The sequence below is a fragment of the Streptomyces sp. M2CJ-2 genome (assembly GCF_016757295.1).
Classification (GTDB): domain Bacteria; phylum Actinomycetota; class Actinomycetes; order Streptomycetales; family Streptomycetaceae; genus Streptomyces.
In genome coordinates this window covers 1-17343 of the sequence record NZ_JAESIF010000099.1, presented here as the reverse complement: position 1 = coordinate 17343, position 17343 = coordinate 1, and the positions used below count along the sequence as shown (strand labels likewise).

General features: G+C 71.7%; 13 protein-coding genes and 1 pseudogene. 12 read left to right on the top strand and 2 right to left on the bottom strand.

Going from position 1 to position 17343, the window contains the following annotated elements:
* The 12 genes from pabB to JL475_RS35305 all read left to right on the top strand — a co-directional run.
* A partial coding sequence (gene pabB / locus JL475_RS35370; protein WP_202282298.1) for an aminodeoxychorismate synthase component I occupies positions 1-902 on the top strand: 902 nt, incomplete at its 5' end.
* Entirely contained in the window at positions 899-1765 is an 867-nt protein-coding gene (locus JL475_RS35365; RefSeq protein WP_202282297.1) for a prephenate dehydrogenase/arogenate dehydrogenase family protein, read from the top strand. The genes pabB and JL475_RS35365, both read left to right, overlap by 4 nt.
* Before the next feature lie 132 nt (positions 1766-1897).
* Positions 1898-3574 carry a class I adenylate-forming enzyme family protein gene (locus JL475_RS35360; protein ID WP_202282296.1) on the top strand — a complete coding sequence of 559 codons (1677 nt, stop codon included), beginning with the start codon at positions 1898-1900 and terminating at the stop codon, positions 3572-3574.
* Positions 3571-4185 (top strand): DsbA family protein, encoded by a 615-nt coding sequence (locus JL475_RS35355; protein ID WP_109379777.1) that lies wholly within the window; start codon positions 3571-3573, stop codon positions 4183-4185. The genes JL475_RS35360 and JL475_RS35355 overlap by 4 nt, the downstream gene beginning before the upstream one ends.
* 104 nt (positions 4186-4289) lie before the next feature.
* Entirely contained in the window at positions 4290-6902 is a 2613-nt protein-coding gene (locus JL475_RS40745) for an ATP-grasp domain-containing protein (RefSeq protein WP_307825270.1), read from the top strand.
* Entirely contained in the window at positions 6902-8227 is a 1326-nt protein-coding gene (locus JL475_RS35340) for an MFS transporter (RefSeq protein WP_202282295.1), read from the top strand. Before JL475_RS40745 ends, JL475_RS35340 begins: the two co-directional genes overlap by 1 nt.
* Positions 8224-9471 (top strand): ATP-grasp domain-containing protein, encoded by a 1248-nt coding sequence (locus JL475_RS35335; RefSeq protein WP_202282294.1) that lies wholly within the window; start codon positions 8224-8226, stop codon positions 9469-9471. The genes JL475_RS35340 and JL475_RS35335 overlap by 4 nt, the downstream gene beginning before the upstream one ends.
* 22 nt (positions 9472-9493) lie before the next feature.
* The gene (locus JL475_RS35330) at positions 9494-10450 is read left to right on the top strand and encodes a cysteine synthase family protein (RefSeq protein ID WP_307825269.1); all 957 of its coding nucleotides are present in this window, start codon (positions 9494-9496) and stop codon (positions 10448-10450) included.
* Complete coding sequence (locus JL475_RS35325) at positions 10440-11003, top strand: serine O-acetyltransferase (RefSeq protein WP_307825268.1); 564 nt, start codon at positions 10440-10442, stop codon at positions 11001-11003. Before JL475_RS35330 ends, JL475_RS35325 begins: the two co-directional genes overlap by 11 nt.
* Positions 11004-11158: 155 nt before the next feature.
* Positions 11159-13726, top strand: coding sequence for an ATP-grasp domain-containing protein (locus JL475_RS40740; RefSeq protein ID WP_237409195.1), 2568 nt, complete (start codon positions 11159-11161; stop codon positions 13724-13726).
* On the top strand, positions 13723-14988 hold the full coding sequence (locus JL475_RS35310) for an MFS transporter (RefSeq protein ID WP_307825267.1): 1266 nt from the start codon (positions 13723-13725) through the stop codon (positions 14986-14988). Before JL475_RS40740 ends, JL475_RS35310 begins: the two co-directional genes overlap by 4 nt.
* Before the next feature lie 116 nt (positions 14989-15104).
* A complete protein-coding gene (locus tag JL475_RS35305) occupies positions 15105-15782 on the top strand; it encodes a TRM11 family methyltransferase (RefSeq protein WP_109379772.1) in 678 nt (225 codons plus the stop codon).
* Between the two features lie 21 nt (positions 15783-15803).
* On the opposite strand, the gene JL475_RS35300 is transcribed toward JL475_RS35305, so the two are convergent.
* Positions 15804-16802, bottom strand: coding sequence for a histidinol-phosphate transaminase (locus JL475_RS35300; protein ID WP_109379771.1), 999 nt, complete (start codon positions 16800-16802; stop codon positions 15804-15806).
* An 86-nt stretch (positions 16803-16888) separates the two neighbouring features.
* A pseudogene (locus tag JL475_RS35295) lies at positions 16889-17343 on the bottom strand (response regulator transcription factor); the annotation flags it as partial.

Sequence of the window (17343 nt, the reverse complement as noted above, 5' to 3'; positions counted from 1 at the left end):
TGACGTCGGTAAAACGACCAGACGTCCCGAGAGCATCACTGAACGGAATCAGTCCAAAGGTCGCAAAGGTTAAATCTCAAGCTGAGAGCCTGGAGGAGATCCGGCAGGGCGAGACGTACGAGGTGTGCCTGACCAACACGGTCACGATGGACGTGTCGATCGACCCGCTGACCACGTACGCCGAACTGCGCAGGATCAGCCCCGTCCCGTACGGTGCGCTGCTCGATTACCCCGGTGTCGCGGTGCTCAGCGCCTCGCCCGAGCGGTTCCTGACCATAGGCACCGACCGGGTCGCCGAGTCCAAGCCGATCAAGGGCACCCGGCCGCGCGGCGCCACTCCCGAGGAGGACGAGGCGCTGCGGCTGGACCTGCTCGGCCGGGAGAAGGACCGCGCCGAGAACCTGATGATCGTGGACCTGATCCGCAATGACCTCAACGTGGTATCCGAGGTCGGATCGGTGCACGTGCCGCGCCTGTTCCACGTGGAGACGTACGCGCCCGTGCACCAGCTGGTGTCCACCATTCGCGGCACCCTGCGCGACGGCGAGTCGGCGGTCTCCTGTGTCCGTGCCGCCTTCCCCGGCGGATCGATGACCGGAGCGCCCAAGCTGCGCACGATGGAGATCATCGACCGGCTCGAAGAAGGCCCGCGGGGGGTTTACTCGGGGGCGCTCGGCTGGTTCGCCCTCAGCGGCGCCGCCGACCTGAGCATCGTGATCCGCACGCTCGTCGCCACCGACGACCGGGTCGACTTCGGCGTCGGTGGCGCGATCGTCACCCTGTCCGACCCTGCCGAGGAGTTCGAGGAGACAGTCGTCAAGTCGCGGGCCATGGTGACGGCCGTGCTGCGTACGGCCGTCGACCGGGACGCGGCGCAGGAGCTCGCGCGGAGCACGTCATGATCAAGCGGGCCGTGGTCGTCGGCGGGGCCGGCGCGGTCGGACGCCTCTTCGCCGGGCGGCTGCTCGCCTCGAGCGCCGAGGTGACCGTGATCGACACTGCTGCGTCCTGCGGCGTCCCCGGCGCGCGGTACGTACGCGGCGATATCACAGCGCCCGGGTTCCGCGTCGGCGCCGAGGTGGGGCACGCCGACCTCGTCGTCCTCGCCCTGCCGGAGACGGCGGCCCTGTCCGCCGTGCCGGAGGTGGCAAGGGAGCTGCGCCCCGACGCCGTGCTCGTGGACACCCTGTCCGTCAAGCAGCCGATCACGCGGGCCGTCCGGGACGCGGCGCCCGGCGTCCAGGCCGTTGGCCTCAACCCGATGTTCGCGCCCTCGCTCGGCTTCGAGGGCCGTCCGGTCGCGGCCGTCGTGGTCCACGAGGGGCCGCGCACCGGAGAGGTGCTGCGGCTCGTCGAGGAGTGGGGCGCGCGGGTCGTGCGCGTCGGCGCGCAGGAGCACGACAGGATCGCCGCGGCCGTGCAGGCGCTGCCCCACGCCGTGGTCCTCGGCTTCGGGCTCGCCCTGCGCGCCCTCGACGTGTCCGCCGCAGACGTGGCGGCCGTCGCACCGCCGCCCGCGAACACGCTGCTCGCCCTGCTCGCCCGGGTCACCTCCGGCACTCCGGAGGTGTACTGGGACGTGCAGGCCGCCAACCCAGAGGCGGAAGCGGCCCGTTCGGCACTGGACGAGGGGCTGCGCAGGCTCGCGGAAGCCACGGGCGGCAGCGCGGAATTCGCCGCGCTCCTGGCCGATGCGCGCGCCGCGCTCGGATCCGGCCTCGACCACTACCGGGACACCTGTGCACGGCTCTTCCACCACGTCTGAGGCGTCCGCGCGTCCCGCGCACCCCAGAGCCCGAACGGCACTTCAGCACGCCCAGGACAGACCCGGTCAAGCCCGACCAGGCCTGCACGCATTCGTACCGATGTCCGACCCGGAACACCGAAAAGGTGCCTCATGACCACATTCGCCCCGACCGTCCTCACGCCGGAGCAGCGCGCGGCCGTGGCCGCCGACAGCTCGATCGGCGGCGGCAACCTGCTACGCAAGGCTCTCGCCGTGAACCCGCACCCAGACGTGCCGTTCATCTACGCCACGCGCCCCATCGCCACCCCGGACGGCGGGTCCAAGCAGGACTTCAGCCTCGCCGAGTTCGACGTGCTCGCCCAGAGCTGGTCGACCTGGTACCGGGAGCAGGGCGTGCAGCCCCGTGACCGCGTCGCCGTCTGGTTCGAGGACTCCATCGCGTACTCCCTGCACTTCTACGCCCTCGCCCAGATCGGCGCGGTCGCCCTGCTCATCAACTCCAATGCGTCGCAGGCCATCGCGGTCTCCCTGATCGAGCAGACGACGCCGGTCGGCCTCTACGCCGACCAGGCCTGCATCGACCTGCTCGGCTCCGCCGCACAGGACCTGGCGAGCCTGCGGTGGATCCAGTCCGCCGCCGAGCTGCCGGCGCCGCCCGCGGCGAGCCTGCCCGAGGACGCGTACTGGAACCACCACGACGAGGACCCGGTCGCGCTCCTGCACTCCTCCGGGACCACGGGCCGGCCGAAGCCCACCATCCACACTCACAAGTCGATCGTCTCGGGCCCGAAGTTCCGCCTGGTCGACCACGAGGAGCAGCCGGGTGCCCTGATGATGACCGCGCTGCCCCAGTCGCACCTCGGCTGCGTCGCGTACACCGTGTACGCGGTCCTCGGCGGCACCCCGATCGTCGCGCTCAGCGACCGCAGCGGCACCGAACTCGCCGCGGCCGTCAAGCGGTACCAGCCGACCTCAGTGATGTCGTTCGCGCACGGCTACGCCGAGCTCGCCGCCATCGACCCGGAGCCGGGCTCGGTCGACTCCGTCAACGCGTGGGTGTCCATCGGCGACGCCGTGCACCAGGCGCACATCACCAAGGTCCTGTCGATGCGCAGCCAGGGCCTCACGCCCGCCGCGTTCTTCGACCGGCTCGGCACCACCGAACTCGGCTGGGGCGTCCTGCTGAAGATCCGCACCCTGGACACCGAGCGCAACGACCGCTGCGCCGGCAAGCCGGTCGGCGTCGCCGAGGTCACCATCCTGCGCACGGACGGCAGCAAGGCCGACGACAACGAGGTCGGCTACCTCGCCGCCAAGGGACCCGCCATCACCCCCGGCTACTGGGCCGACTCCGACACCACCTACCGCTTCAAGCTGGCCGGTTACTGGCTGCCCGGCGACATGGCCTACCGTGACGAGCATGGCGACTTCTTCCTCGTCGACCGCGCCGCCGACGCCATCGAGACCGAGAACGGCACCGGCTATTCGGTGTTCATGGAGGAGGTCGTCCTCAACGACGTGCCCGACACCGGCGACGTCACCGTGATCGCGGGCCGCAAGGACGACAGGGTCGTCCCGGTCGCCGTGGTCACCGCCGCCGGCACCGACCCGGAGAAGCTGCTCGTCCAGGCCAACGAGGCGCTGCAGGCCGCGGGCCACCCGCTGCTCGGCCTGCTGGAGATCGCGCAGAGCGAGGCCGACTTCCCGGTCGGCGTCACCGGCAAGGTCCTCAAGCGGCAGCTGCGCGAGAAGTACGCGGACCTGACCGCCTACCTCGCCGCCGCCGACGGCAAGACGCTCGCCGCCACCACCGAGGTGTCCGCGTGACCGAGGCCCGTACCCCGAAGGTCGACTTCTACTTCGACCCGGCCTGCCCCTTCGCCTGGATCACCTCCCGTTGGATCATGGAGGTCGCCCAGCTGCGCGAACTCGACCTGCGGTTCAGGCTGATGAGTCTGTACGTGCTCAACGAGGGCCGCGAGCTGCCGGACTGGTACCGCACGCTCGTCGACAACTCCCTCGCGCTGAACCGGATCTGCACGGCGGCCGCTCAGGAACTCGGCGAGGAGGTCCTGGCCGACCTCTACACCGAGCTCGGCACCCGCATCCACAACGGCGGCAACAAGGACTACTGGGCCGTCGCCGCCGAGGCCGTCGCCGCGCTCGGGCTGCCGAAGTCGCTGCTCGACGCCGCGGACAGCGACGCGTACGACGAGCAGCTGCGCAAGAGCCACCACGAGGGGATGGACCCGGTCGGCGAGGACGTGGGCACGCCCACGATCCACATCGACGGGGTGGCCTTCTTCGGCCCCGTTCTGAACTCGATCCCCCGCGGTGAGGAGGCGGCGAGACTCTTCGACGCGGCGCGGACGCTGGCGGGTTACCCCGACTTCTTCGAGCTGAAGAGGACGCGTACGGGGTCGCTCCGCTTCGACTGAGGTCCGGCCGAGGCCGGCCCTCGGGCCGTGGTGGGGGTGCGCGGCGGCGCACCCCCACCCCACCACTCACGACCACACCGGCACCAGTACCGACAGAGGAAGCCGTGACCATCAACGAGTCGAATCCCCAGACCGTGTGCCCGGACGCCTTCGTCCTCACCGGATCCTTCCTGGTCGTGTGCCGTGCGCCCCTGTACCTGGAGGAGCTGGCCCGGCGCGGGCTGAAGATCCTGCTCGTCACGCCGTCTGCGTGGCGGGACGAGGCCCTGGCCGCGTCCGAGGACCCGGACCACCCGGCGGCGCTCATCGACGAGTTCGCGTTCGTCGACGGCGACGTCGCCCGCGACAACTCGTACCTGCCGGGCGTGATCACCGCGGCGCGGCGCTGGCGGGAGGCCTACCGGATCGTCGGCGCGTACGCCGTCGGCGAGACCCAGGTGGAACCGACTGGGCTGCTCGCCGACGCCCTCGGCGTCCCTACACCGGGGCTGCGCGCCACCCGGGCCTGCCGCAGCAAGTACCTGCAGCGCTGGTACCTGCCCGAGTTCAGCCCCGTGTCCCTGACCGTGCCGCCGGAGGATCGGGCCGGGCTCGATGCGGCCGCGGTGCTGTATCCGGCCGTCGTCAAGCCCGCGAGCCGGCACTCCAGTTCGGGTGTCGAGACCGTGGCGGACGCCGGTGCGCTGCGGGTACTGCTCGACACCTACCCGGAGCACGAGACCGTGCTCGTCGAGGAGAAGATCGCCGGGCAGGAGTACTCGGTGGAGTCCCTGGTGCAGAACGGGCGCGTCCTGTTCGCCTCCGCGACCCGCAAGGACACCACCGACTCCCACGCCCATACGTTCGTCGAGCTGTCCCACACCGTGCCCAGCGACCGACTCGACCACGACGCGGTGCTGCTCGACGCCAACGCGCGGATGCTCGCTGTGCTCGGCTTCCAGGACGGCATGGCGCACGCCGAGTGGCGAGTCGACGTCGCGGGGCGTCCGTACCTGATGGAGGTCGCGGCCCGTACGCCGGGCGATGGGCTGTGCGTGCTGTATGAACTGGCCACCGGCGCCCCGCTGGAGCCCGAGATCGTCCGCATCGCCCTCGGCGAGCCCGCCTCCTACCCGGCGCCGGCCCGGGTGGCCCGCCAGGTCTACCTGGAGCACACGCCCGGCGTGCTGCGCGACGTCACCGTGGACGGCTTCGACACCGAGCCCGTCTGGGTCGGCGACGGCGGCCTGTGGCCCCGTATCGCGCCCGGCGCCGCCGGTGACGCGCCCGCCCTGCGCGCCGTCCTTGTGCACAAGGACCGTGGTGCCCGCCTGACCGAGCTGCGCAACTCCGAGGACCGCGCCGTGTCCTTCTTCATCGATGCCTCGACCATCGCCGAGCTCGACGCCCTGGAGGAGCGGGTGCGGGCCGCGATCACCCTGGACGTTGAACCCGAGGTGCCGTGGAGCGTCACGCACGTCCTCGTCGGTTACAGCCCGGTCATGCTCGCCAAGCTGGACACCCAGCTGCCCGCCGGGTCGGTCCTCGTCCTGGAGGAGCCCGCCGTCATCGCGGCACGCGGCCTTGCGGGCCTGCCGGAGCGGCACCCGTCCGTGGCCGCGCTGCGGCCCGCGCCGACGCAGGACGAGGCGCGCCCCGAGCGAATCGCGGGCGCCGTGCCGCGCCCGGAGCGGGTGCGCGCGGTCGTCCCGGTCGTCGAGTACGCGGTCGTGACGGCGGCCGCGCTCGCCGAGGCCTGGGGTCTGCCCGGTGCGGGCCTCGGTGCCGCCCGGATCCTGCGTGACAAGGGTCGGCTGCGTGCCGCGCTCGACGGGTCCGGGGTCGCGCAGCCCGCGTGGGCGGTGGTCGACACCGCCGCCGACGTGGCCGCGTTCCGGGACGCGCAGGGCGGCGAGGCGGTGCTCAAGCCCGCCAACCGCCAGGCCAGCCTGGGCGTCCAACTGCTCGGCCCGGCCGACGACGTGGCCGCCGCCTGGCGCCACACCACCGCCGCCGACGAGCCCACGCTGCGTGCCGCCTACCCGGACACCGCCCGCTTCCTGGCCGAACAGCGCCTGCGGGGACCGGAGTTCAGCGTCGAAGCCCTCGTCCACGACGGCGGACTCGGCTTCGTCAACGTCACCGCCAAGCAGATCCAGGACTCGCGACACCCGGTCGAGACCGGCCACACCGTGCCCGCCGCCCTGCCCGCGGCCACGGCCGACGCGCTGCGCGACGGTCTGGCACGGGTCGTGAAGACCGTAGGCTTCCGCACCGGCGTCCTGCACTCCGAGTGGATGCTCGCCGGCGACGGACAGCCGTACCTGGTCGAGTGCGCGGGCCGGCTGCCCGGCGGCGCCATCACCGTGCTGATCGATCTCGCCCACGACACCGACATCCTGGCCGGCCTGCTGAAGGTCCTCGAGGACCGCGGCCCCGTCGACCCGCTGCCCGTCCGGCGCGGCGCGGCCGTGCGCTTCCTGACCGCGCCGCCCGGGCGCGTCGACGAGATCGGCGGCGCCGAGGGGGCGCGGGCCACCGAGGGCGTGTACGAGGTGCACCTGGCCGTAGAACCGGGCGCCACCCTCCGCTCGGTCACCAGTTCCTGGGAGCGCGCCGGGTTCGTCATCGCGACCGGGCGGGACGGAGCCGAGGCCGCGCGCCGCGCGGAGCAGGCGCTGGCCCTGGTCACGGTGCGCACGACGGATTCGGGGACGCGCGCGGAAGGTGAGCGCTGATGCGGCTTCCGACCTGGCGCGACTACGTCCCGGCCACCTCCGGAGGCCGCACCTTCACGGTCATCTCGCTCGTCAACGCGATCGGCACGGGCCTGTACCTGGCCGCGTCCGCGGTGTTCTTCGTGCGAGCCGTGGGCCTCACGGCCGGGGAGGTCGGCACCGGCCTCGCCATCTCGGGCGTGGTGGGGTTCCTGGCCACGGTGCCGATCGGTGCGGCCGGCGACCACTTCGGTGCCCGGCGTACGCTCATCGCGCTGCAGCTGTGGCGGGCGGGCGGGTTCGTGGCGCTCTGCTTCGTGCACGGCGTCATCGGCTTCACGCTCGTCTCGTGCGCGCTCGCCATGGCTGAGGCGGCGACCCAGCCGATGACGCAGGCCGTGGCGTCGGCGACGGTCGCGGGTAGCGACCGCACGCGGACCATGGCCATCATCCGTACGGTCCGCAACGTGGGCTTCTCACTCGGCGCGCTGCTCGCGGCACCGCTGCTCGCCGCCGACGGCGTGTGGACGTACCGGGCGATCGTCCTCGGCACCGCGACCGCGTTCCTCGCCTCGGCGCTGATGCTGGTGCGGCTGCGGATCTCGGGCGCCGACAGGCCGCAGCACAAGGTGGCCCCGCTGACCGCCGTACGCCAGTTCCGCGACTGGCGGTACGGGCTGTTGACCATCCTCAACGGCGTGCTCAACCTGCATGTGACGATCCTCTCCGTGGGCCTGCCGCTGTGGGCGCTCGCGGCCACCGAGATGCCGACCGGGCTGCTGCCGGGCCTCATCCTGATCAACACCGTGTTGTCGATCGTGCTGCAGGTCCCGGTGGCCAAGGCCGCCGAACGCGAGGGCGGCGCGGTCCGCGCGCTGCGCCTCGCCGGGATCGCGATGGTCCTGTGCTGCCTCGCGCTCGCCGCCGCGAGCGGACCCTCGGCCGCGTGGGCCGCGGGTGCGCTGCTCGTCGTCGGCTGTGTGCTGCTCACGTTCGGCGAGATGTGGCAGGCGACCGGCGGCTGGGATCTGAGCTACAACTGCGCGCCCGAGGACCGCAAGGGCATCTACCTTGCGGTGTTCAGCCTCGGCGGGACCGGTCAGCGCATCGTCGGCCCGGTCCTGGTCACGGCCGTGGTGACCGTGGCGGGGCCCGCCGGATGGTTCGGGCTCGCGGCGCTGTTCGCCGTGGCGGCGCTCCTCGTCGGTCCCGTGACACGGCTGCTCAAGCTCGTCGAAGCCGTTGAGCCCGCCGAGGCCGTTGAGCCCGCCGAGGCCGTCGAACCCGCCGAGGCCTCCGGCGTCGGCACCGTACCCGTCGAACCCTCCGAAGGACGTGCCCGATGACCACCGCATCGCTGGGCCCCGAAGGGCCGTACGACACCAAGGAACTGCTGCTCGTCGGCGTCGGCGTGATGGGCCGCCCCTACCTGGAGGCAGCCGCGCGGCTCGGTCTGCGCGTCCGTGCCGTCGAGTCGGCCGCCGCGTGGGACGGTCGCCCGCTCGACCTGGCCGAGCGTTTCCACCGGGTGGCCGGCGCCCACGACGAGTCCTGGGTGCGCGCCGTCACCGAGGCCGCCGCCGAGGGCACGCCTGACGGCCTGATCGCGTTCGCCGAGCCGCACGTCCTCGCCGGTGCGCTCGTGCAGGAGCGGTACGGGCTGCGCGGCCCCTCGCTGCACGCGGCTGTCGTCTCCCGCAACAAGGCGCTGCAGCGGGCCACGTTCGCCGCGTACGACGTCCCGCAGCCGGACCACGTGCACGTCGGCTCGGTCGCGGAGGCCCGCGACTGGATGCTCGACCGGCTGCCGGTCGTCGTCAAACCGCTGACCCTCGCCGGCAGCCGGGGCGTCGAGCTGGTGAGCGACGCGGCGGACGTCGACGAGGTGATCGCCCGCCGCGGCACCGAGGGCCAGGTCCTGGTCGAGGAGGCGGTCGAGGGCCCCGAGTACAGCTGGGAGGCGCTGCTGCGGGACGGCGAGGTGCTGTTCACGAACGTCACCGCGAAGGAGACCACCCCGCCGCCGTACTTCGTCGAGCTCGCACACCGCTGCGGTCACCGTTTCGACGGGGAACTCGCGGCACAGGTGGACGACTTGACGACCCGGGTGTGCGCGGCCATCGGGATGCGCACCGGACTCGTGCACCTGGAGTTCAAGGTGGGTTCGCGCGGCCCCGTCCTCATGGAGATCGCCGTCCGCACGCCCGGCGACTACCTGCCCGACGCGATCAGCCGTACGTACGGCTTCAACCTGTACGAGGCCATGGTGCGCCTCGCCACAGGACTGCCCCTCGCACCCCTGCCGCAGCAGCCGGTGTCGTACGCGGCCACGGTGTTCCCGACCGCGGCGCCCGGCACCATCCGGGAAATCACCGGCACCGACGAGGTCCTCGCGCATCCTGCAGTGGTGCGGGTCAGACTCCGCAAGGGCCCCGGTGACGCGGTGCTGCCGCTCACCTCGTCCGGCCGGCGCATGGGCCACGTCCTGGTCGACGCCGCCACGCCGGGTGAGCGCGAGGACGCCCTGAAGTTCGTGCGGGAGACCCTGCGCGTCCATGTCGATCCCGCCGGCTCCGGCGCACGGAACTGAGACCGAGGAAGACGCAGCCATAGTGAACCAGGTACGCACCGGCCGCATCGCCACGTCCTTCGAGGACCTCGTCGGCGACACACCCCTGCTCCGGCTCGCCCTCGACGGGCTGCCCGAGACCGCCCGTGTCCTCGCCAAGCTGGAGTCCGCCAACCCGCTGTCCAGCATCAAGGACCGGGCCGCCCTGTTCATGCTGCGCGCCGCCGAGGAGTCCGGCGCGCTCGCACCGGGCGCCACGGTCATCGAGTCGACCTCCGGCAATACCGGGATCGCCCTCACCGCGCTCGCCGCCGCACGCGGCTACCCGTGCCGGATCGTGCTGCCCGACAACGCCTCGCGCGAGCGCGTCCTCACCCTGCGGATGCTCGGCGCCGAGGTGGAGTTCACCGACCACACGCTCGGCTTCGCGGGCTGCGTCGAGCGCGCCGAGAAACTCCACGCCGAGATCCCGGGCTCCTGGTACGCGCGCCAGCACGAGAACCCCGACAACGTACGGGCCCACTACACGACGACCGGACCCGAGATCTGGCGCGATGCCGGCGGCCGCGTCGACTACCTGGTGTGCGGGGTCGGCACCGGCGGCACCCTGACCGGCTGCGCCCGCTATCTGCGCCGGCAGAACCCGGACCTGACGGTCGTCGCCGTCGAACCCGCGGGCTCCCCGCTCCTGTCCGGCGGTGAGCCGGGACCGCACCGCATCCCCGGCCTCAACGGCGGCTTCATCAGCCCTGTCACCGACGTGGACCTCGTCGACGAGGTGATCGTCGTCGGCGACGAGGACGCCGCCGCCACCACACGCGCCATCGCCGCCCGCACCGGGCTCCTCGTCGGGATCTCCGCGGGCGCGGCCGCGTACGGCTGCCTCGAACTCGCCCGCCGTCACGACCTGGCGGACACGGTCGTGGCGACCGTGTTCCCCGACAGCGGTGAGCGCTATCTGAGCTGGTGGCCCGAGACGGAGCCCTCTGGTGAGCGCTGACGCGTCCCGCGAGAGCCTGCTGCGGCGCGCCTTCCAGGTCCTCGACGTGGTCACGGCCCGTGACCCCTCCGTGCGGTCCCGTCGTGAGGCCCTGCTGCACCCGACGGTGACCGCCCTGCTCGGGCATCGTGTGGCCTATCGTCTGTACCGGCGCGGCCATTTCGCCACGGCGCGGCTGGTCTCCGTGCTGGCGAAGGGCCTCACGGGCGGCGTCGAGATCCACCCCGGGGCGCGGATCGGGCGGCGCTTCTTCGTCGACCACGGTGCCGGTGTCGTGATCGGCGAGACCGCGGTCATCGGCGACGACGTGTCGCTCTTGCACCAGGTGACACTGGGGTCGCGCGGGTGGTGGCACGACAGGGAGCGCGGGCTCGAGGACGGGAAGCGCCGGCATCCGCGCCTCGGGAACGGGGTGACGGTGGGGGTGGGGGCGACGCTGCTCGGGCCGATCACCGTGGGGGACGACGCGCTGATCGGGGCGATGGCACTGGTCACGGCGGACGTGCCGAAAGGAGGCAAGGTCCGGGCCGTGGTCTCCGGGAACGCGCCCTGACCGAGGCGGGCCACCCGCACGCCCGCACCTTTTGCTCCCATACCGGATCCCCCCGATCCCCGCACTGCCACGACCCGAACCTTTGTCCCCATGGCCCCGCCGCCTTCGCACGAGACACAGTTCCCTGCGGACGTAGGGAGGAGAGAGGGACCGAGATGAACCCCGAGCGCACCCTGGTGCTCGTCGGCGGTACCGACGAAACGGTAAAAAAAGCCTGTGGCCTCGGGCTGAGCGTGTTGCTGCTCCAGCATCCGACCAAGGTGAGCGAGGAGCAGAACCGGTTAGCCACGGCTGTCGAGGTCGTCGACTACACGGACTGGGCGCTGGTCGAGCCCGTCGTGCGCGCCTGGCACGAGAGTCCCGGTTTCACCGTCGCCACGTCGCTGACCGAGCCGGGACTGGAGAACGCCGGGCGGGTCAACGACTTGTTAGGGCTGCACGGGACCGGGTACGAGGTCACGCGCCGGTTCCGAGACAAGGCCGTGATGCGGCGGTATCTCGCCGAGCACGACCCGGCGCGGGCCGTACGGGCCCAATCCCTGCACAGCCGCGAGGACCTGGGCGCCTTCGGGGCGTCGTACGGCTTCCCCTTCGTCGTCAAGCCCGCCGACGCCACCGCGAGCATCGGTGTCCAGTGCGTCGAGGGACCGGATGACACCGGCCGGGTGTGGGACGAGGTGGACCGGCTCGTCGGCACCCGGACCGACCGGGTCTCCTCTCTGTTCGTGCTGCGGGACTTCCTGATGGAGGAGTACCTGGACGGGCCCGAGTTCAGCGTCGAGTCGTTCAGCTTCGCGGGCCGGCACGTGATCGTCGCGATCACGGAGAAGTTCACCGCGGAGGGCCACTTCGCCGAGCTGGGCCACGCCGTGCCGGCCCGGCTGCCCGCACGGGACGAGGACGCGCTGCGGGATGCGGTGCGCGGCTTCCTCGACGTGATGGGTCTGCGCGACGGCGTGTGCCACACGGAGGTACGCCTCACCGCCCGGGGGCCGCGCGTGATCGAGAGCCACAACCGGATCGCCGGCGACGTCATCCCCGAACTGGTGCACGGCGCGTACGGCATCGATCTGATCTCACTCGCGCTCTCCCATCCCTTCGGCCTGGCCGAGGAGCTGCCCGACCGGCCGCGGTCGCACGGCGGTGCCTGTGTCCGCGCCCTGGTCGGCGCGCCCGGCGCCCGCGTGGAGTCCGTCGCCGGGGTCGAGGAGGCGCGCGGAGCGGACGGCGTCATCGACGTGCGCATCAGTGCCCGGCCCGGCGACACCGTGCGGCCGCTGCGGGACAACTGGGACCGGCTCGGCCTGGTCGCCGTCGCCGCCGGCGACACGGACGCCGCCGTACGGCGCGGCGCCGAGGTCGTCGAGGAGCACCTCCGGATCGTCCTCGCGCACCCCGACGGCCGTACCGGTCTCGCACAGCCGGCGGGGACCGGGGAGCACGCGAACCTGCTGATCCTGCACCGCAATCCGCTGGACCCGTTCCCGTACCGTGCTTGGCTGCCGGACCACACCGGCGACATCGTGGTCCTCGCCGCCCGTGACAAGATCGAGCTGGCCGGCGAGAAAATGCCCGACGGCGCCCTCGGCTACACCCGGCTGGAGATCTTCGACGACTTCGACGCCGACGAGGTCGATGCCCGTGCTCTCGAACTCGCCGCCGCGCACGGCGTCACCCACGTGATCGCGCTGCACGAGGCGGACCTGCTGCGGGCCGCTCGGCTGCGCGAGAGGCTCGGGCTGCCCGGTGCGTGGCACGCCGACGTGCTGCCGTTCCGCGACAAGGCCCTGATGAAGGCGCGCGCGCAGAAGGCCGGCATCGCGGTGGCGCCGTACGTCCAGCCCCGGACCACCGAGCAGGCCCGGCGGTTCGCGGCGGCGCAGGGCTTTCCGCTCGTTTTCAAGCACCGCCACGGCTTCAACTCGGTCGGTCTGCGCATCCTGCGGGACGAGGCCGCCTTCGAGGAGTGCCTGAAGGACGCGTACGGCGCGGGCGAGCGTGAGGACGTGCTGCTGGAGGGATTCGTACCGGGCCGCATGTGCCATGTCGACGGCTTCGTGGCCGACGGACGGCCGGCCGTGGCCTGGCCCTCGCAGTACCAGTACGACCTCGCTTCCTTCGCCTCGGACCCGGGCCCGCGCATCGACGTGACCCTCGACCGGGACGACCCGCTCACCCCGCGGCTGCTGAACTTCGCCGAGAAGGTCCTCGCCACGCTGACGCCCGAGGGCTCGCGGCTGCGCGACTACGCCTTCCACATGGAGGTCTTCCACACCCCCGACGACCAGCTCGTGCTGTGCGAGAGCGCCTGCCGCTCCGGTGGCGCCAAGATCCGAGAGGTCTTCCACACCCTGTTCGGCGTGCACCTCGGCGAGTACGCCGCGCGCGCCGAAGCCGGTCACACCCGTTCGGAAGCAATGAGGGAGCTGACGGAGACCTCCGGACTGCCCGCGCCCCGGTGCATGTCCGGGCAGATGCTCACCATGAAACGGCCGGGGCTCGTGCGCGCGTTGCCGCCGGAGCCCGACGAACCCTGGCTCACGGGCTTCTGGCTGTTCGCCGAGGAGGGCCAGGCCATCGCTCCCGCCGCGGGCTCCGCCGACTTCCTCGCCGCTGCGGTGGGCTCCGCGCCGACCCGCGCGGAGTGCGAGCGCCGGCTGCGCGCGCTCGGGGACTGGGTGCGGGAGCACACCGAGATCGCCGAGACCGCGGAGGCACCGTGACGACGAGAGGCCCGTCGGCGAGGGCGCGTTACATGCTGGGCATGGTGGTCGACGCCACCGGCAGCGGTATGTACCTGCCCTTGTCCCTGCTGTACTTCCACCACGTCACCGGGCTTCCGCTCACCCAGGTCGGCACCCTGATGACCGCCGCGGCGATGATCGGCCTGATCAGCAATCCGGCGGCGGGGGTCCTCATCGACCGGTTCGGGGCCCGTGCCGTCGTCACCGGCGGTTATCTGCTGCGGGCCGCCGGGTTTTGCACGTATCCGCTGGTGGACAACGGCGTCAGCATGTTCGCCGTGCTTCTGCTGGTGGCGCTCGGCGACATGTCGTACCCGCCGGCGATCCAGTCCTTCATCGCCGAGTTCGTCCAGGGCGCGGACCGCGACAAGCTGCTCGCCGTCCAGCGCAGCCTGCGCAACGCCGGTCTGGGCGTCGGCGGTCTGCTCGCGGGCGCCGTGCTTGCCCTGGGCAGCAACGCGCTCTACCACGTGATCGTGTTCGGAGCTGCCGCCGGCTACGTGGCCGCGGCCGCGTGCATCGGTTCCATTCCCGTACGGAAGGCGGCTTCCGCGGGCCCGCGTGTCTCCCGCAAGGGCGGCTACCGGCTCGTGGCCCGCAACCGCCCGTTCCTCGCCCTGACCCTGCTCAATGTGCCGACGGCGTTCGGCTACACGGTGCTCTCGGTCGGCATCCCGGCCTATGTCACCCAGGACCTGGGCGCGTCCCACTCGCTGGTGGGCGTCCTGTACGCCGTCAATACGGTGGGTATCGCGCTCCTGCAGATCCCGGTCACGCGAAGCCTCGTCGCGTTCCGCCGCTCACGCGCGGTGGCGTTGGGCGCGGCCGTGTTCGCGGCTTCGTTCGTGGTGTTCGCGGTCCTCGCCTCGGTGGGGGACAAGACGGTCGTCCTGGTCGGCGTCTTCGCGGCGACGCTGCTGTTCACGGCGGGCGAGCTGATGCACGGCGCCACGGCGTCCGCGCTGTGCGCCCAGGCCGCGCCGGAGGAGACGCGGGGCCGGCACCTCGCGGTCTACCAGCTGTCCTGGGCGGTGCCCATGGCCCTGGCCCCCGCCGTTCTGACGGCCCTGCTAACCCTGTCGCCGACGGCGATGTGGCTGGTCCTCGCGGCGGGCGCGACGGTCTCGTCCCTGGGCGTCCTGCGCTTGGAGCGGCGGCTGCCGGAGGAGGCGGTGTATCCGCGTCCGCGCGTGGCCGAGACCGAGCCCGAGGACGGGTCCGCGGAGCGGGCCCGGGCCTGACCCGGACCGCGCCCGCCCGTCACGGCCGTACCCACGGCTCCGTCCTTCCCCGCACGCCCCACTCGCTTCTCTGCACGCCCTGCCCGTTCTCCTTGTCCGAAAGGCTGTGATCGTCAATGGGAGTCTCCAGCTGGCTGGTCCTCGAGGAGGAGGACCCCGAGTTCGTGCGGCCCGATGCCGCGGGCTCCTGCGGCATGGTGGCCCAACTCCGTCCTTTGATCCGTGAGTTCAGCGAGCCCGGTGATGTGGTACTCGACCCGTTCGCAGGCTGGGGCACGACCCTGGTGGCCTGCGCGGTCGAGGACAGACGCGGCATCGGCCTGGAGATCGACGCGAACCGGGTGGAGCAGGCGCGGCGTCGCATCGCGCCATACTCCGGCCAGAGGATGCTGTGCGGCGACGCCCGCAAGCCGCCGCTCGACCCCGAGTCCGTGGACCTGGTCCTGTGCGACCTGCCCTACTTCGGGACGGCGCTCGACCTGACGGGAGCCGATCCCGCGACCATGTACGCGCTGCGTGAGTACGACGTCTATCTGGAGGCGCTGGACGACGCCTTCGGCGCCATCGCCGCGGTGATGCGCCCGGGCACGTACGCGGTGATCGCGGTGCAGAACCGGCGGATCGACGGCGCGTTCGTCCCCCTGGCCTGGGACGCGGCCCGCATGCTCGGCCGCCATCTGATCCTGGGCGACGAACGCGTCCACCTCTACGACTGGCCGGTCGGCGGCGACGACCCGATGGTCACCAACCGTTCGCACGAGTACCTGCTGACGGCTACGAAGCCGGCCGCATAGCCGGACGGCCGCCGTGAGGTGTCATCCGGCGAAGTCCGCCGCCACCCGCACCACCAGGGTGTTGGCCTCCGGCTCGCCGACGGTCACGCGCGCGCCCTCCCCGTCGAAGGCCCGCACCCGCACCCCCTGCGCCGCGCACGCCTCGGCGAACGCGGTGGTCCTCTCGCCGAGGGGAAGCCACAGGAAGTTGGCCTCCGTCGGCGGCACCTCGCAGCCGACGGCGAGCAGCCCGCGCCGTACCCGCTCGCGCTCCTTGACCAGGGCCTCCACCCGCTCCATCAGTTCGTCCTCGGCATCGAGGGAGGCGACGGCCGCCGCCTGGGCGAGGGAACCCACCCCGAACGGCACCGCCGCGCCACGTACCTTGGCTGCCACGGGTTCATGGGCGACGGCGAATCCTATGCGCAGCCCCGCCAGGCCGTATGCCTTGGAAAAGGTGCGCAATACCACGAGGTTGAGCCTGTCACGGTACAGCTCGATGCCATCGGGTATGTCCGCGTCCCTGACGAATTCCCGGTATGCCTCGTCGAGCACGACCAGGACGTGTTCCGGAATCCTGGCGAGAAAACGCTCCAGTTCTCCGCGGCTGACCACCGTGCCCGTGGGATTGTTGGGATTGCATACGAACACCACGCGCGTACGCGCGGTCACCGCGTCCGCGAGTGCGTCCAGATCGTGCCGGTGGCCGTCCAGCGGCACCGGGACCGGGGTTCCGCCGCACACCTGGGCCAGATGCGGATAGGCCTCGAACGAGGGCCAGGCGAAGACGACGTCACCACCGCCCGTGCCGAGCGCGGAGTGCAGCAGGTGCAGGGCCACGCCCACGGATCCGGCGCCGAGCGTCAGATGTCCGGGCGGCACGTCGAACCGGCGCGCGAGAGCCTCGGTCAGCGCGATGGCGTATCGGTCGGGGTAGCGGTTGATGCGGGCCGCTTCGGCATGGAGGAGCTCCCGCACGGAGGGTAGCGGCGGATACGGGTTCTCATTGGCGAAGAGGCTGTACGGCGTCAGCGGTGTCATGGAATCCTACATGTCCTTCGGAGAAGTCACAGAGCAGTGCGACCACGGGATCCGGGAATTGCGCGATCGACCCGTGCGCCGCGAGCCTAGATTCCCGTGAATTTCCCCGCAAGGTCCCGCAGTGGTTCACCCGATTCCCCATTCTTTTCCCTTGGTTTCGTCGCTGCCTGCGCCTCTTCGCTTCCCATGAGGTATCCGAGTTGCAGGCGGTGCTGGGCACCGTACTGGTCCTTGAGACGGGCGACATGGGACTGCAGTGAACGCAGGCTGAACCCGAGTCGCCGGGCTATCTCCCGGTCCGACTTGCCCTCCGTCAGCAGCTTGCAGATGGCGTCCCGCATCGCGGGCACGATGTCGGTTGCGGCCTCGGCGGCCCGCACCGGCAGGAACGGGTGGGGCTCGGCACGGTCCCACGCCCGCTCGAAGACGTCGGTCAGGAACCGCACGATGGCCGGCTCGGTGACTAAGCCTTGATCCACCGATTCGATGTCTGTGGATAACTCTTCTTGAAACGAGGAAGTGCCTTGTGACCTGCGATGAT